Origin of the sequence: Pseudomonas sp. SID14000, assembly GCF_002165135.1 — a bacterium.
Classification (GTDB): Bacteria; Pseudomonadota; Gammaproteobacteria; order Pseudomonadales; family Pseudomonadaceae; genus Aquipseudomonas.
Map to the genome: position 1 here is coordinate 127873 of NZ_NFZQ01000003.1, position 16213 is coordinate 144085.

Annotated in this window: 16 protein-coding genes; 4 read left to right on the forward strand and 12 right to left on the reverse strand. The window is 63.0% G+C overall.

The genetic code is table 11. The features are described 5' to 3' along the window. Positions 1-12: 12 nt before the first annotated feature. The 8 genes from era to rpoE form a co-directional block, all read right to left on the reverse strand. Entirely contained in the window at positions 13-915 is a 903-nt protein-coding gene (era, locus tag CAY82_RS05650) for a GTPase Era (RefSeq protein WP_063913172.1), read from the reverse strand. Then, a complete protein-coding gene (rnc, locus tag CAY82_RS05655; RefSeq protein ID WP_003258487.1) occupies positions 908-1597 on the reverse strand; it encodes a ribonuclease III in 690 nt (229 codons plus the stop codon). The genes era and rnc overlap by 8 nt, the downstream gene beginning before the upstream one ends. A gap of 161 nt (positions 1598-1758) precedes the next feature. Continuing rightward, positions 1759-2613, reverse strand: a complete 855-nt coding sequence (gene lepB / locus CAY82_RS05660; protein ID WP_087500306.1) for a signal peptidase I — start codon at positions 2611-2613, stop codon at positions 1759-1761. A gap of 5 nt (positions 2614-2618) precedes the next feature. After that, a complete protein-coding gene (gene lepA / locus CAY82_RS05665) occupies positions 2619-4418 on the reverse strand; it encodes a translation elongation factor 4 (RefSeq protein ID WP_025340425.1) in 1800 nt (599 codons plus the stop codon). A gap of 180 nt (positions 4419-4598) precedes the next feature. Further along, on the reverse strand, positions 4599-6032 hold the full coding sequence (locus CAY82_RS05670) for a DegQ family serine endoprotease (RefSeq protein ID WP_087500307.1): 1434 nt from the start codon (positions 6030-6032) through the stop codon (positions 4599-4601). 189 nt (positions 6033-6221) lie between these two features. After that, on the reverse strand, positions 6222-7184 hold the full coding sequence (locus tag CAY82_RS05675; protein WP_087500308.1) for a MucB/RseB C-terminal domain-containing protein: 963 nt from the start codon (positions 7182-7184) through the stop codon (positions 6222-6224). 12 nt (positions 7185-7196) lie between these two features. Continuing rightward, a complete protein-coding gene (locus CAY82_RS05680) occupies positions 7197-7787 on the reverse strand; it encodes a sigma-E factor negative regulatory protein (protein WP_087500309.1) in 591 nt (196 codons plus the stop codon). A gap of 31 nt (positions 7788-7818) precedes the next feature. Next, positions 7819-8400 (reverse strand): RNA polymerase sigma factor RpoE, encoded by a 582-nt coding sequence (gene rpoE / locus CAY82_RS05685; protein WP_003252049.1) that lies wholly within the window; start codon positions 8398-8400, stop codon positions 7819-7821. A 434-nt stretch (positions 8401-8834) separates the two neighbouring features. On the opposite strand from rpoE, the gene nadB reads away from it, so the two are divergent. Together nadB and CAY82_RS27260 are read left to right on the forward strand one after the other, a co-directional pair. Further along, positions 8835-10439, forward strand: a complete 1605-nt coding sequence (nadB, locus tag CAY82_RS05690; RefSeq protein WP_087500310.1) for an L-aspartate oxidase — start codon at positions 8835-8837, stop codon at positions 10437-10439. 485 nt (positions 10440-10924) lie between these two features. Then, on the forward strand, positions 10925-11278 hold the full coding sequence (locus CAY82_RS27260; RefSeq protein ID WP_368681554.1) for a hypothetical protein: 354 nt from the start codon (positions 10925-10927) through the stop codon (positions 11276-11278). Here CAY82_RS27260 and CAY82_RS05695 read toward each other — a convergent pair. Together CAY82_RS05695 and CAY82_RS05700 are read right to left on the reverse strand one after the other, a co-directional pair. Next, positions 11269-11733, reverse strand: a complete 465-nt coding sequence (locus CAY82_RS05695; RefSeq protein WP_087500311.1) for a protein YgfX — start codon at positions 11731-11733, stop codon at positions 11269-11271. The two genes, CAY82_RS27260 and CAY82_RS05695, sit on opposite strands and share 10 nt — an antisense overlap. Beyond that, positions 11717-11971: a succinate dehydrogenase assembly factor 2 gene (locus CAY82_RS05700; RefSeq protein WP_003252043.1), complete on the reverse strand. Its 255-nt coding sequence runs from the start codon at positions 11969-11971 to the stop codon at positions 11717-11719. Before CAY82_RS05700 ends, CAY82_RS05695 begins: the two co-directional genes overlap by 17 nt. Before the next feature lie 133 nt (positions 11972-12104). Here CAY82_RS05700 and CAY82_RS05705 point away from each other — a divergent pair, with 133 nt between their 5' ends. Continuing rightward, positions 12105-13046 carry a folate-binding protein YgfZ gene (locus CAY82_RS05705; RefSeq protein ID WP_087500312.1) on the forward strand — a complete coding sequence of 314 codons (942 nt, stop codon included), beginning with the start codon at positions 12105-12107 and terminating at the stop codon, positions 13044-13046. Positions 13047-13102: 56 nt separating this feature from the next. Further along, complete coding sequence (locus tag CAY82_RS05710) at positions 13103-13909, forward strand: HDOD domain-containing protein (RefSeq protein ID WP_087500313.1); 807 nt, start codon at positions 13103-13105, stop codon at positions 13907-13909. Positions 13910-14036: 127 nt separating this feature from the next. Here CAY82_RS05710 and CAY82_RS05715 read toward each other — a convergent pair whose 3' ends face one another. Then, a complete protein-coding gene (locus tag CAY82_RS05715; RefSeq protein WP_087500314.1) occupies positions 14037-15416 on the reverse strand; it encodes a sensor histidine kinase in 1380 nt (459 codons plus the stop codon). Then, positions 15409-16080, reverse strand: coding sequence for a response regulator (locus CAY82_RS05720; RefSeq protein WP_013974005.1), 672 nt, complete (start codon positions 16078-16080; stop codon positions 15409-15411). Before CAY82_RS05720 ends, CAY82_RS05715 begins: the two co-directional genes overlap by 8 nt. Positions 16081-16213: the final 133 nt, after the last annotated feature.

Sequence of the window (16213 nt, forward strand, 5' to 3'; positions counted from 1 at the left end):
CGTCAGGCGAATTTAAAGGTCGCCGTAGCCCAGCGAACGCAGGGCGCGCTCGTCGTCGGACCAGCCGCCTTTCACCTTGACCCACAGGTTGAGCATGACCTTGGAGTCGAACAGCACTTCCATGTCCTTGCGCGCCTCGGAGCCGATGCGCTTGATGCGCTCGCCCTTGTCGCCAATGATGATCTTTTTCTGGCCGTCGCGCTCGACCAGGATCAGCGCGTGAATGTGCAGCACGTGGCCCTGCTGCTTGAATTCTTCAATTTCCACGGTGATCTGGTACGGCAATTCCGCACCCAGCTGACGCATGATCTTCTCGCGCACCAGTTCGGCGGCCAGGAAGCGGCTGCTGCGGTCAGTGATCTGGTCTTCCGGGAAAAAGTGATCGTTCTCGGGCAGGTGCTTGGCGATCTGTGCTTCCAGCGCCTGGAGGTTGTGCCCCTGCTGTGCGGAGATCGGCATCACTTCGGCGTTCGGCAACTGCTCCTGCAGCCATTGCAAGTGCGGGATCAGTTCGGCCTTCTCTTCCATGCGATCGGTCTTGTTGACCGCGATGATCAGTGGGCCGGTCACGTACTGCACGCGCTCCAGTACCAATTGGTCCTCGTCGGTCCACTTGGTGCGGTCGACCACGAAGATCACCACGTCGACGTCCTTCAGGGCCGCCGAGGCGTTGCGGTTCATGTAGCGGTTCAAGGCCTTGTCGTTGGCCTTGTGCATACCGGGGGTATCGACGTAAATCGCCTGCACGTCACCCTCGGTCTTGATGCCGAGCATGTTGTGGCGGGTGGTCTGCGGCTTGCGCGAGGTGATCGCCAGCTTCTGGCCAAGGATGTGGTTGAGCAGGGTCGACTTGCCCACGTTGGGGCGGCCGACAATGGCCACGTAGCCGCAGCGGGTCGGGTTGCTATCAGTCATTGCCATTCTCCACGCCCAGGGCGATCAGTGCAGACGCGGCGGCGACTTGCTCGGCGATACGCCGGCTAACGCCCTGACCACGGCTCTTGTTGTTCAGCAGCACCACTTCGCATTCGACGAAGAAGGTCCGGCAGTGCGGTTCGCCCTGGATATCCACCACTTCGTAACGCGGCAGCTCACAGCTGCGCGACTGCAGGAACTCCTGCAGGCGGGTCTTCGGGTCCTTGTTGGTATCGACCAGGGTCAGGCCTTCGAACTCATCGGCCAGCCAGGCCAGCACGCGCTCCCGGGCCGTTTCCATGTCGGCGTCCAGGTAGATGGCACCAATCAGCGCCTCCAGGGCGTCGGCCAGAATCGACTCGCGGCGGAAGCCACCGCTCTTGAGCTCACCCGAACCCAGGCGCAGGTGATCGCCCAGGTCGAAACCACGGGCCAGGCGGGCCAGGGTCTCACCCTTGACCAGGCGAGCGCGCAGACGCGACAGCTGGCCTTCGCGGGCCTGCGGGAAGCGCTCGAACAGCGCTTCGCCGGCGACGAAGTTGAGAATGGCATCACCGAGAAACTCCAGGCGCTCGTTGTTGCGCCCGGCGTAGCTGCGATGGGTCAGTGCCAGGAGCATCTGGTCCTGGTTCTTGAAGGTATAACCGAGCTTTCGCTCCAGACGGGCAAGGGGAGCACTCATGCAGCCACCCGTTCGTTGTTCAACGCGTTGTTCAAATCAACATCCTGAAAGACTGTTTGGCTGTGGCCCGTAGCGACGTGCGACGAATCTCCCTATCCCTGAGAACACAGCCTATGTCAGAAATGCATTCGGCGCTGCCTGCTGGCCAGCGCCGATGGGTATCAATGGATCAGACCGACCCGCGACAGGTTGGGCAGGTGGCTGAGCTTGGGCTCTGGCCAGCTCATCCACACCGCGAAGGCCTTGCCGACGATGTTCCGGTCCGGAACCATGCCGTGCAGTTCCTTCGGAATGTTCGGGTCATCCCAGTAACGGCTGTCGTTGGAGTTGTCGCGGTTGTCGCCCATCATGAAGTAATGGCCTGCCGGCACGGTCCATTGCTGGTCTGGCGGCATGCGGTAACGGCTCATTTCCTTGCGGATCAGGTGTTCGGCCTCGCCGAGCTTTTCCTTGTACAGCTCGGCGCTGCCCAGGGTGCCCGGCTCGGTGCCCACCAGTTGTTCGGCAATCGGCTGGCCATTGACGAACAACCGCTTGTCACTGGTGTAGCGGACCACGTCGCCTGGCAGGCCGACCACACGCTTGATGTAGTTGACGTTCGGGTCGCTCGGGTAGCGGAACACCATCACATCACCGCGTTGCGGATCACCCACCTCGATGACCTTCTTGTCGATCACAGGCAGGCGAATGCCGTACGAGAACTTGTTCACCAGGATGAAGTCGCCCACTTCCAAGGTCGGTTTCATCGACCCCGAAGGGATCTGGAACGGCTCGACCAGGAACGAACGCAGCACCAGCACGATGAACAGCACCGGGAAGAACGACTTGCCGTACTCGACCAGTAACGGCTCCTTGCCCAAGCGCTCGACCACCGCCATCTCGGGCTGGCTGACGCTGCCCTGGTAGTTGGCGATTGCCGCACGCCGGCGCGGGGCCAGGAACAGCAGGTCGATCAAGCCCAGCAGGCCGCAGACGAAGACGGCGATGACTAGCAACAGCGGGAAATTTAGCGACATAGGACCTAGCTATCCAACCTGAGCACGGCGAGGAAGGCTTCCTGTGGAATCTCCACGTTACCCACCTGTTTCATGCGTTTCTTACCGGCCTTCTGCTTCTCCAGCAGTTTTTTCTTACGGCTGACGTCACCGCCGTAGCACTTGGCCAGTACGTTCTTTCTGAGCGCCTTGACGGTAGTCCGCGCGATGATCTGGCCGCCGATAGCTGCCTGGATCGCCACGTCGAACATCTGCCGAGGGATCAGTTCCTTCATCTTCTCGGTCAACGCACGGCCCTTGTAGGCCGCGTTGTCGCGGTGCACGATCAATGCCAGGGCATCGACCTTGTCGCCGTTGATCAGTACGTCCAGCTTGACCAGATTGGCCGACTGGTAGCGATCGAAATGATAGTCCAGCGAAGCATAGCCGCGGCTGGTGGACTTGAGGCGGTCGAAGAAGTCCAGCACCACTTCGTTCATCGGCAGATCGTAGCGCACCTGCACCTGGCTGCCGAGGAACTGCATGTCGCGCTGCACGCCACGCTTCTCGATGCACAGGGTGATGACGTTGCCCAGGTGCTCCTGCGGCACCAGGATCGTGGCAGTGACGATCGGCTCGCGGAAGTCGGCGACCGCCGAGACGTCTGGCAGCTTCGATGGGTTATCGACGGTGATGGTCTCGCCGGTTTTCAGCTCCAGCTCGTAGATCACGCTTGGCGCAGTGGTGATCAGGTCCAGGTCGTATTCGCGCTCCAGGCGCTCCTGGATGATCTCCATGTGCAGCATGCCGAGGAAGCCGCAACGGAAGCCGAAGCCCAGAGCATCGGAGCTTTCCGGCATGTATTGCAGCGACGAGTCGTTCAGGGTCAGCTTCTGCAACGCATCGCGGAAGTCCTCGAAGTCGTCGGAACTGACCGGGAACAGGCCGGCGTATACCTGCGGCTGGATCTTCTTGAAGCCTGGCAGCACTTCGACCTCAGGGGTCGAGGACAGGGTCAGGGTGTCACCGACCGGGGCACCGTGGATGTCCTTGATGCTGGCGATGATGAAGCCCACTTCACCGGCCTTCAGGTCGGCGGTCTGGGTGTGTTTCGGAGTGAACACGCCCACGCTGTCGACCAGGTGCACCTTGCCGGTGGACTTGACCAGAATCTTGTCACCTTTCTTGACGCGGCCGTGGCGCACGCGCACCAGCGAGACCACGCCCAGGTAGTTGTCGAACCAGGAGTCGATGATCAGCGCCTGCAGCGGCGCTTCGATATCGCCTTCCGGCGCGGGGATGGTCTGCACCAGGCGCTCGAGCACCTCGTCCACGCCCATGCCGCTCTTGGCACTGCAGGCCACGGCGTCGGTGGCGTCGATGCCGATGATCTTCTCGATCTCGTCCTTGACGCGATCCGGGTCGGCCTGGGGCAGGTCCATCTTGTTCAGTACCGGCATGACCTCCAGGCCCTGCTCGATGGCGGTGTAGCAGTTGGCCACGGACTGGGCCTCGACGCCCTGCCCGGCATCCACCACCAGCAGCGCGCCTTCACAGGCTGCCAGCGAACGCGAGACTTCGTAGGTGAAGTCGACGTGGCCGGGAGTATCGATGAAGTTCAGCTGGTAGACCTTGCCGTCCTGCGCCTTGTAGTTGAGCGTGACGCTGTGGGCCTTGATGGTGATACCGCGCTCACGCTCCAGGTCCATGGAATCGAGCACCTGGGCTTCCATCTCGCGTGCCGACAGGCCACCGCACATCTGGATGAAACGGTCGGCCAGCGTCGACTTGCCATGGTCGATGTGGGCGATGATGGAGAAATTGCGGATATGACTCAAATCACTCACGGGTCAACACTCGAAAAGGCTGCGAGCCGGACGCCCGCCGAAAAATAGCCGGGAATTGTACCTTAAGCTGCCGGGATATGGGAGATTCCTCTATCGGGCTGTACACAGCATTCGCCTTTGCAATTGTGAATTTTCATGAAAAAGGGCAGCCGAAGCTGCCCTTTTCTGTTGCGAAGCCGCTTATTCAGCCAGCTTGAAGGTAATGAAACTGGCACGGCCCTGACGCAGCACGCGCATCGACACCGAACGGTTTTTCGGCAGTTCCTTGGCGATTTCGGTGAATTCCTTGGCCGAACCGATAGCCTGGTTGTTCAGGTGGCTGATGACGTCACCCGGCCGCAGGCCGATCATCGCGGCTGGGCCATCCTGGACTTCCTTGATGACCACACCACCCTTGAGTTCCAGGGCTTTCTTCTGCTCGGCGGTCAGATCGGCCACCGAGACGCCCAGGCGGTTGCTGCTGCGCTCAGCGCTGCCTTCGACGCCGGTAGCAATGTCGGCATCATCGTCCGGCAGTGCGCCGACGCTGATGTCGAGGTTCTGGCGCTTGCCGTTGCGAATGATTTCCAGCTTGGCCTTTTCGCCATCCTTGAGGCTGCCGACCAGGTGCGGCAGGTCGGCCGACATGATGATCGGCTGACCGTTCATGCTCAGAATCACGTCACCTACCTGCAGGCCACCCTTGGCGGCCGGGCCGTTCTCCAGCACCTGGGCCACCAGGGCGCCGGCCGGTTTGTCCAGGCCGAACGATTCAGCCAGGTCCTTGTTGACCTCCTGGATCACCACGCCCAGCCAGCCGCGGCTGACCTTGCCGTCTTTCTTCAGCTGGTTGGAGACATCGATCGCCACGTCGATCGGGATGGCGAACGACAGGCCCATGAAACCGCCGGAACGGGTGAAAATCTGCGAGTTGATACCCACCACTTCACCGTTCATGTTGAACAGCGGGCCACCGGAGTTGCCTGGGTTGATGGCCACGTCGGTCTGGATGAACGGCACGTAGGTGTCGTTGGGCAGGGTACGGCCCTTGGCACTGACAATACCTTTGGTCACCGAATGGTCGAAGCCGAACGGCGAACCGATGGCCAGCACCCACTCACCCACCTTGAGCTTCTCGGAATCACCCAGCTTGACGGTCGGCAGGTTCTTGCCATCGACCTTGAGCAGGGCCACGTCGGTGCGTGGGTCGGTGCCGACCAGCTTGGCCTGCAGCTCGCTGCGGTCCGACAGGCGGACGATGATCTCGTCGGCATCGGCCACCACGTGGTTGTTGGTCAGCACATAGCCATCACTGGAAATAATGAAGCCCGACCCCAACGACTGGGCCTCGCGCTGGCGGTCGCCGCGCGGCGAACGCGGCTGCTGCGGCATGTTGCGCTCGAAGAACTCGCGGAACATCGGCGGCAGGCCTTCCAGGTCGGGCATCTGCCCGGCAGCCATGCGGCGATCCGGCAGCTTCTGTTTGGTACTGATGTTGACCACGGCTGGCGAGGCCTGCTCGACCAGGGTAGTGAAGTCCGGCAGGCCTTCCTCGGCCTGGGCGCTGAGCACCTGGCCGAGCATCAGCACGGCGGCGAACATCGATAGGTAGGATTTCAAGCGTGGTATTGACATACGGCTCCCGTCACAACGAGCGGTAGTTTAGAAAGGCCCCTGCACAAAGCAGGAAAGGCCAGGCTCCAAGAAGCCTGACCTATAGAAAATTTGCCGATGGATTGCAAATGACAATGCTTTAATTTCATTTCAGCAGCAGGCCCGCGTGCCTTGGCATGGCCCACACGTCAGGCCCGCAAAAGCGCGCCATTACTGGCGCGCCTGGCCATCCTGAGGGCGCATCGACAGCGCCACACGCTCTGCGGTACCCAGCGGAATTTCGCCGACCACAGTGACCATCACCTTGCCCTTGGGCGTGTTCAGCCGCCGGGAAACCGCCGACGTCGGGCCAAGCTGGGTACGCATGTCGGTCCCGCCCTCATCCGTCACCGGTTCGAGGAATACCGAGAAGCGTGCCAGGCCATCGTCGTACATCAGGCTGCTGACCGTGCTGTCACGCTTCGGATCGCGGCGTACCGAGCTGTTGACCAGTTCGAAACCTGGCGGCAGCCAGTCCGAACGCCAGCCGGCGACTGTGTCATTACCGGCAGCAGCCACATGCTGCACCGGCTTGCACGCAGCACTGGCACGCAGGTCGTCATCGCTGGGCACTTCAGTATCGAGGCGGGTCATCTGGAAGCGCTCCAGCAACTGCCCCTTGTCGTTGATCATCAACGAGCGTAGCGGCAGGCCGGTGGTACGATCCAGGTGCAATTCGAAGGCATAACGGTGCTGGTCGCGCGGGGTGAGCGTCACGATCACGGCATCGCGCCCGGCGACCCGTGACCTGCCCGCCACGCTCAAGTCATACCAACCCATCAGTTTCAGCGGATCAAGCACACGCTGTGCGGCGTCCGGAGGTATCGTCACACCACTGACCAAGGCCCCACTGACGCACTCTACCTTGCCATCCACACGCACGATTTCCTGGGCGGCATCATCGAGCTGCAACAGCCGCTCGCTGACCTTGCCGTCGTCGACCCTGTGCCAGATCTCGTGGGAAGAGAAACTGCCGTTACGTTCGTAGACAAAAGAGCCTTGGTAGCTCTGATTTTTCTCGGCCTGTGCCAGCTTGCTCAGCCACTCGCTCGCCTCTGGCGAGGAATTGGCCGCCAATGCTGGCACCGTCATGCAGCTGCCAATCAGCAGCGACAGGAGAGGTAGCGCGCGCATGATCCTCCTTACTTAACGGTTTTCCAGGCTGGCGGCGCGGGCATACGGCAATGCGGTTTCAGTGCCCTTGAGCGCAGATTCCTGGGCATGCTGGCGCAGGTAGCCTGGAAGACGCTGATCCCAGCCGGCCTGGTTCTGCAGCACGCCGTTGGCCATCGGCCCGGTCGGTTGCTCACTGCTCTCACTATAGCCTGCCAAAACGGCTGGGCCTTGGGCTTGTGGCACACTCAGGCCCTGCTGGGCTGATTGCTGTGCAGCCAGCTCGGCGCCAGTGATCTCGTCCTGGTTGTACATGCGCACACCGGCCAGCACGGCTACGGTGACCGAGGCAGCTACCGCCAGACGGCCAATGCTGCGCCATGGGCCCTTCTTGACCTTGGCCGGCACGGCCTCGTCAGCCAGCGCGGCAGACACCGCCGAGGCGATATCCAGATTAGGCAGCAGCAGCTCCTTGTGCATCGCTGCGCGAGCAACCTGGTAACGCGACCAGGTGGCACGGGTTTCAGCATCGTCTACGGCGTTCAACACACGACGCAGTTCAAGCTCGTCCGCTTCGTTATCCATCACCGCGGACAGCGATTCCTGCAAAGCTTCACGACTCATGGCGGTTCCTCTCTTGGCTGTCGCCGCTGTCTCAGGTTTCCTGCAGCAAAGGTTGCAGGGCTTTGTCTATGGCCTCCCGAGCGCGGAAGATTCGAGAGCGCACGGTACCCACCGGACATTGCATGACACTGGCAATGTCTTCGTAACTCAGCCCGTCGAACTCACGCAGGGTCAGCGCCGTGCGCAGGTCTTCAGGCAGTTGCTGGATGGTGCGATGGACAGTGCCTTCGATTTCATCCCGCAACAACGAGCGCTCTGGGGACTCTAGATCCTTGAGACCATGATCGCCGTCGTAAAACTCCGCGTCCTCGGAGCTCACATCACTGTCTGGCGGCCGTCTTCCACGGGACACCAGGTAGTTCTTCGCCGTGTTGATGGCGATGCGGTACAGCCACGTATAGAACGCACTGTCTCCGCGGAAGTTGCCAAGCGCACGGTAGGCCTTGATGAAGGCTTCCTGTGCTACATCCTGGGCCTCGTGGGTGTCGTGAACGAACCGCACGATCAACCCGAGAATCTTGTGCTGATACTTCAGCACCAACAGATCGAACGCTCGCCTGTCGCCGCGCTGAACGCGCTCGACAAGCTGCTGATCCTCTTCCTGGGTTAGCATGAACACTCCTCAGTGAACTCGAAGGAGCGTTGCAACAGCCATCGTTCAGGCTTGCAACCATAGACTCGGGCTTTGCGCAAAAGTTCTCCCCTCCAAGCAAGTTTCCTGCAGCCCTTGGTCGGCTTGCACGAAAGACGCGGCGCGGTCACGGCCGGCTACGTCGATAATCAGGTTTCGAGTACGCAGGGACAGCCCGGACAGGCCTGCCGCCCTGCGTCGCCGCGGCAAGTTGTGGCGCGTGGGCAGCCTTCATAGGATTTCCGGCTGTGTCGGAAAGTTCCCACAAAGGTTGTCGCGACCAAGCAGGTGGCATGGAAATTGGCCACCCGGGGCTGCTATAAAGGCAACCCGGCCAGCTTTAACGATAGTTTCACAATGCCATCGGCGCGTGACTATTGTGCCGCGCCCCTTCCAAAGAATACTAGTGTCCTGACATGAGCCAACAATTCCAACATGATGTCCTGGTGATCGGCAGCGGTGCCGCCGGTCTCAGCCTGGCACTGAACCTCCCCAGTCACCTGCGAATCGCCGTGCTCAGCAAGGGCGACCTTGCCAATGGCTCGACCTTCTGGGCCCAGGGCGGTGTCGCGGCGGTGCTGGACAACACCGATACCGTGCAATCGCATGTCGAGGACACCCTCAATGCTGGCGGTGGCCTTTGCCATGAAGAGGCAGTGCGCTTTACCGTCGAGCACAGCCGCGAAGCCATCGAGTGGCTGATCGAGCAAGGCGTGCCCTTTACCCGCGACGAGCACTACAGCGTCGACGACGGCGGCTTCGAGTTCCACCTGACCCGCGAGGGCGGCCATAGTCACCGGCGCATCATCCACGCCGCCGACGCCACCGGTGCAGCCATCTTCACCACGCTGCTGGAGCAGGCCCGCCAACGCCCGAACATCCAGTTGCTTGAGCAACGCGTGGCGGTCGACCTGATCACCGAACGCCGCCTCGGCCTGCCCGGCGAGCGCTGCCTGGGTGCCTACGTGCTCGACCGCAACACCGGCGAGGTGGACACCTTCGGCGCACGCTTCACCGTGCTGGCCACTGGCGGCGCGGCCAAGGTCTACCTGTATACCAGCAACCCCGATGGTGCCTGCGGCGACGGCATCGCCATGGCCTGGCGGGCCGGCTGCCGGGTGGCGAACCTGGAGTTCAACCAGTTCCACCCGACTTGCCTGTACCACCCACAGGCCAAGAGCTTTTTGATCACCGAAGCCCTGCGCGGCGAAGGTGCCCTGCTGCGCTTGCCCAATGGTGAGCGTTTCATGCCGCGCTTCGACCCGCGCGAAGAGCTGGCCCCGCGCGACATCGTGGCCCGCGCCATCGACCATGAAATGAAGCGCCTGGGCGTGGACTGCGTGTACCTGGACATCACCCACAAGCCGGCCGACTTCATCAAGAGCCACTTCCCCACCGTGTATGAGCGCTGCCTGGCGTTTGGCATCGACATCACCCGCCAGCCGATCCCGGTGGTACCGGCGGCGCACTATACCTGCGGCGGTGTGATGGTCGACGACCGCGGTCACACAGACGTGCCGGGCCTGTACGCCATTGGCGAAACCAGCTTCACCGGCCTGCACGGCGCCAACCGCATGGCCAGCAACTCGCTGCTGGAATGCTTCGTCTATGGCCGTGCCGCCGCGGCCGACATCCAGGCGCACCTGGATGAAGTGGCAATGCCCAAGGCCCTGCCCGGCTGGGATGCCAGCCAGGTCACCGACTCGGACGAGGACGTGATAATTGCGCACAACTGGGACGAACTGCGGCGTTTCATGTGGGACTACGTCGGCATCGTGCGCACCAGCAAGCGCCTGCAGCGAGCACAGCACCGTATTCGCCTGCTGCTGGACGAAATCGATGAGTTCTACAGCAACTACAAGGTCAGCCGCGACCTGATCGAATTGCGCAACCTGGCGCAGGTAGCCGAGTTGATGATCCTGTCAGCCATGCAGCGCAAGGAAAGTCGCGGGCTGCATTACACCCTGGATTACCCCGGGATGCTGGACGAGGCCAAGGACACCATTCTTAGTCCTCTCTGAAAGTTGTAGCGCCTGCGAGATCGAGCGCCGCCCGCGCGGCGCTTCGCGGGACAAGCCCGCTCCCACATTTGTTGCAACGTGCCCATGCCTGTGGGAGAGGCGTTGTCAGCCTGGGGGGCATGGCTTGGGGCAGGTGATGCGGCAGCAATGCCAACTCAGAAATCCAGTCAACCCACCAAGGCTGGCCACCATGGCCTGACAGGTTCGGCACGTTGCAACAAATGTGGGAGCCATGCAACGCAAGGAAAGTCGCGGGCTGCATTACACCCTGGATTACCCCGATCGAGCGCCGCCCGCGCGGCGCTTCGCGGGGCAAGCCCGCTCCCACATTTGTTGCAACGTGCCCATGCCTGTGGGAGAGGCGTTGTCAGCCTGGGGGGCATGGCTTGGGGCAGGTGATGCGGCAGCAATGCCAACTCAGAAATCCAATCAACCCACCAAGGCTGGCAACCATGGCCTGACAGGTTCGGCACGTTGCAACAAATGTGGGAGCCATGCAACGCAAGGAAAGTCGCGGGCTGCATTACACCCTGGATTACCCCGATCGAGCGCCGCCCGCGCGGCGCTTCGCGGGACAAGCCCGCTCCCACATTTGTTGCAACGTGCCCATGCCTGTGGGAGAGGCGTTGTCAGCCTGGGGGGCATGGCTTGGGGCAGGTGATGCGGCAGCAATGCCAACTCAGAAATCCAGTCAACCCACCAAGGCTGGCAACCATGGCCTGACAGGTTCGGCACGTTGCAACAAATGTGGGAGCGGGCTTGCCCCGCGAAGCGCCGCGCGGGCGGCGCTCGATCTCGCAGGCGCTGAAGCTGCCACGACGAACACCTGTCAGCCCTGACTCGCCCCCACCCCTGCCCACCTGCGCCGGCTGAACTTCAACCGCACCCGCAAGCGCCGGTGCTCATCAGCCCCCAGCGCATCCAGTGGCACGCATTGGCTCTCCCCCAACCAGCGCCCCGCCCGCACAAAGCGCAACACCACCAGCCCCGGCAATGCCACACTGTCCCGACACAAGCGAACCGGCTGCCAGCCACGGGCACGGCTGAATACCTGCCAGCCGCGCACATCACGGCGCAGGCCAACGACGGCATGTTCATGCGTCAGCAAAATACGTCGGGGAATGACCCAGCCAGCGTGGGCAATACAGGCGGCGACAGCAGCAAGGGCCAACCACCCGGGCAGCGGGCTCACCCATACGGCAAACCACGCCAGTACCTGGCACCCCAGGTAGGCCGCTAGCAGCAGGCGCGAACCTTGCCAGCGGCACTCGAAGCACTCACTTGGGCTGGACACGATCCAGGATGATGCGGACCATGCGCTGCAGCTCCGGGTCTTCGGACTCGGTGCGCTCCATGAACCAGCCGAACATGTCCTGATCTTCGCAGCTCAACAGACGCACGTAGAGTTCGCGGTCGGTCTCGTTGAGCGTGGGGTAGACTTCCTGGGTGAAAGGCACCAGCAGTACGTCCAGTTCCAGCATGCCGCGGCGGCTGTGCCAGAAAAGCCGGTTGAGTTCAGTTTGTTCGACCATGGGGCCCTCCTCGAATGGCCCGTCAGTATACAGCCAGGCGAGCGAAGCGACACCGGGCGTTGGTCTAGTCACCTACCTATTTTGTTACCGGCGTTCTATGATGGCCGCCAGTCTTTAGCCACCGCGATGACCCATGGCCGATTCCGTTTTCTTCTGCCCCCTGTCCCACGAGGGCATCCTCGCTGTCCGCGGCTCCGATGCAGGCAAGTTCCTGCAAGGCCAGCTGACCTGCAACATCAACTACCTAAGCCTGGAACACGCCAGCCTCGGCGCCCGCTGCATGGTCAAGGGACGCATGCAGTCGAGTTTCCGCATCCTGCCAGAGGGCAACGGCTACCTGCTGGCAATGGCCAGCGAGCTGCTCGACGCCCAACTGGCCGACCTCAAGAAGTACGCCGTGTTCTCCAAGGCCACGCTGACCGATGAAAGCGCTGCCTGGGCACGCTTCGGCCTGCACGGCGGCGATGCGGCGCTACAGGCGCTGGGGCTCGATGTGCCACCAGCAGCCGGCAGCACCGCACGCCACGACGGCTTGATCGCCATTGCCGTGTCCGCTGGCCGCGTAGAGCTGTGGGCCCCGGCGGACAGCGCCGCAAGCGTTCGCCAGGCGCTGGCTGCGGCATTGCCCGAAGGTAGCCTCAACGACTGGCTGCTGGGGCAGATTCGCGCCGGTATCGGTCAGGTCATGGGGCCAACCCGCGAGCTGTTCATCCCGCAGATGATCAACCTGCAGGCCGTCGACGGCGTCAGCTTCAAGAAAGGCTGCTACACCGGCCAGGAAATCGTTGCCCGCATGCAGTACCTGGGCAAGCTCAAGCGCCGCCAGTACCGCCTGGCACTGGACCAGCAGGCCATTCCGGCCCCGGGCGCCGAGATCTTCTCGCCCACTCATGGTTCGTCGGTCGGTGAGGTGGTCATTGCTGCCAGCAGCGGCACGGGCTGCGAACTGCTCGCGGTGCTCAGCGCCGAAGCGGTGGAGGACGACAACCTGCACCTGGGCAGCCTCGAAGGCCCGCGCCTGCAAGTGCTGACCCTGCCCTACGAACTGGACCGCGACCGGGAAATCCAGCGCTGACCAGCCTGCCCCGCCTACGTGGCGGGGCCGCACCACCGACTGCGGTAGACACGCCCATGAACAAGCTGGCCGAGATGGTTCAAGCACAGTTGCTCAATGCCATCGAAAAGGATGACCTGGTCCTGCCGACCCTGCCCGAGGTTGCCTTGAGCATCCGCGAGGCAGCGGAAGACAGCGAGATCAGCGTAGCGGCCCTGAGCAAGGTGATCGGTCGCGATGCGGCCCTTTCTGCGCGCCTGATCAAGGTTGTCAACAGCCCGCTGCTGCGCGCGGCGGTCGAGGTCACCGACCTGCACACCGCCATTACGCGGCTGGGCATCAACTACAGCTGCAACCTGGCCATTGGCCTGGTTATCGAGCAGATTTTCCACGCCCGCGCGCCGGCAGTAGAGCAAAAGCTACGCGATATCTGGGCCAACAGCCTGGAAGTGGCGGGCATCAGCTACGAAATCTGCCACCGCTACACGCAACTCAAGCCCGACCAGGCCACCCTCGGGGGGCTGGTCCACCAGATTGGCGCGCTGCCGGTACTGATCTATGCCGAAGAGCACAACGAACTGCTGTCCGACCCGGTGTGCCTGCATTATGTGATCGAACAGATCCAGCCGGTGCTGGGCAACAAGATCCTCAAGGCCTGGGAGTTTCCGGAGCAACTGGTCAACCTGCCGAGCCAGGTGCAGGACCTGGACCGACAGACCGACAAGATCGACTACATCGACATCGTGCAGATCGCCCGCTGTATCAGCCAGCGCGGACGCCACCGACCGCTGGCGGCACTGCCGGCGTACCGCCACCTTGGCCTGCCCTACGGCACCGAGCTGGAAGTGGATGAACTGATCGAGGCGCGGAGCATGTTGCGCTGACCGGTGTCAGCCTGTTCGGCCTTCTTCGCGGGTAAAACCGCTCCCACAGGGACCGCGCCGCTGCTGAAGGCTGCGCCATATTTGTGGGAGCGGGTTTACCCGCGAAAGGGCCGACACAGGCAACACATCAATCCGCGATAAAACTCACCCGCACCCGCAACCCGCCCTTCGCACCGTCATGCAGGCTCACCTGCGCCAGATGCGCCCGGCAGATCTCGCCAACGATTGCCAACCCAAGCCCGCTGCCCTGCGCACTGCGCCGGTAGAAGCGCTCGAACACCCGCTCACGCTCGGCCTCGGGAATCCCCGGCCCGTCGTCTTCCACTTCCAGCACCGCCGGCGCCACCACCCGCAAGATCACGTTGCCACCCGCTGGCGTATGGGCCAGGGCATTGTCCACCAGGTTGCTCAACAGCTCGTTGAGCAGCGTTGGTTCCCCCTTCAGCCACACCGGCGCCTCGGCCTCCAGGGCCAGCGCCACCCCGCGTTTGTGCGCCAGCGGTGCCATGGCCATGCCCAGCTCGCGAGCCAACTGGCTCAAATCCAGGCGCTGCGCGCCGCCTTCGGCAATCGCCCGCGCACCGTTCTCGACCCGCGCCAGCGACAGCAACTGGTTGGCCAGATGAGTCAGCCGATCGGTGCCCTGGGCCGCGGACTCCAGCGTCTGCCGCCACTCCTGCGGCTCGGCCGAACGCAAGCCCAGCTCGACCCGCGCCTTCAGCGCGGCCAGCGGCGTACGCAACTCGTGGGCGGCGTCGGCGATGAACTGCGCCTGGCGTTCGAACTGGCCGCGCAAACGCTCGGTGAAGTGGTTCAAAGCCCGCACCAGCGGGCTCAGCTCACGCTGCACCTGTACCACCGGCAAGGCCCGCAGGTCGTCCGGCTGGCGCTCTTCCACCGCCGTGCGCAGGCGCTCCAGCGGCCGCAACGCGGCACTCACGGCAAACCACACCATCACCAGCGCACCCAGCGCCAGCATCCCCAGGCGCAGCAGGGTGTCAGCCATCAAGCCACGGGCCATGCGCACCCGCGCTTCCTCGGTTTCGGCTACGCGGATTTCCGCCATGCCGTTCATGTTCGGCTCGCTCACGGGTTTGAGCAGGCTGACCACGCGCACGTCCTGGCCCAGGTAGGTGGCATTGTAGAACCGCGCCAGCGCCGGGTAATCGTCAGTACGCGGCGTGCCCGGCGGGGGCGCTGGCAGGTTCTCGTAGCCGGAAATCAGCCGCTGCTGGATATCCAGCACCTGGTAGTAGATGCGCCCGGCACTGTCGTAGGCAAAGGTATCCAGGGCCACATAGGGAACATCCGCGCTCAGCGAACCGTCACGCTGGGACAAGCCGGCGGCAATGGTCCGCGCCGAGGCCAGCAGGGTCCGGTCGTAGGCGGTGTCGGCGGCCTCACGCCCGTTCCAGTAGGCGCTCAGGCCGCTGGCCAGCATCAGCACCACCAGCAGCAAGGCCAGGTTGCCGAGCAAGCGCCCGCGCAGGCTGCCGTTGTCACGCATCGCGGTGCTCGAGCAGATAGCCCAGGCCACGGAAAGTGACAATGGCCACCGGGTGGCCGTCGAGCTTCTTGCGCAGGCGGTGGATGTAGATTTCGATGGCGTCGGGGCTTGCCTCTTCGTCCAGGCCGAACACCTGGGCGGCCAGCTGCTCCTTGCTCATCACCCGGCCCGGTCGGGCAATCAGTGCTTCCAGCACGCTTTGCTCGCGCGAGGTCAGGGTCAGGTTATCGCCACCCAGGGTGAAGCGCCGGGTATCCAGGTCGTACACCAGCGGCCCGCAGCGCTGCTGGCGCTCACCACCGAGCACGCTGCGACGCAGCAAGGCCTTGACCCGTGCTTCCAGTTCGGTCAGCTCGAACGGCTTGGCCAGGTAGTCGTCGGCACCCAGGTTCAGGCCGTGGACCCGGTCCTTGACGTCGCTGCGCGCGGTCAGCATCAGCACCGGCAGGGTCTTGCCACGGCCACGCAGGCGCGCCAGCACCTCGAAGCCGTCCATGCGCGGCAAGCCGACATCCAGCACGGCCACGGCGTATTCCTCGCTGGCCAGGGCCAGGTCGGCGGCCACGCCATCATGCAGCACATCCACGGTCAGGCCATGGCTTTTCAAGGCCTGGGCCACGCTTTCAGCCAGTTGCAGGTGGTCTTCGACCAGCAGCACACGCATCGGATTCTCCCTGCTCAGGTGGGACGGTGGCGCGGAGTGTACCGCTGTCGGCGGGCCTGTGAAGCCCCCGTCGACAAACCTTTCACGCTGAAAGGTTAGCGAAAGGTTGGTTACCTAGCATCGCACTACGGTC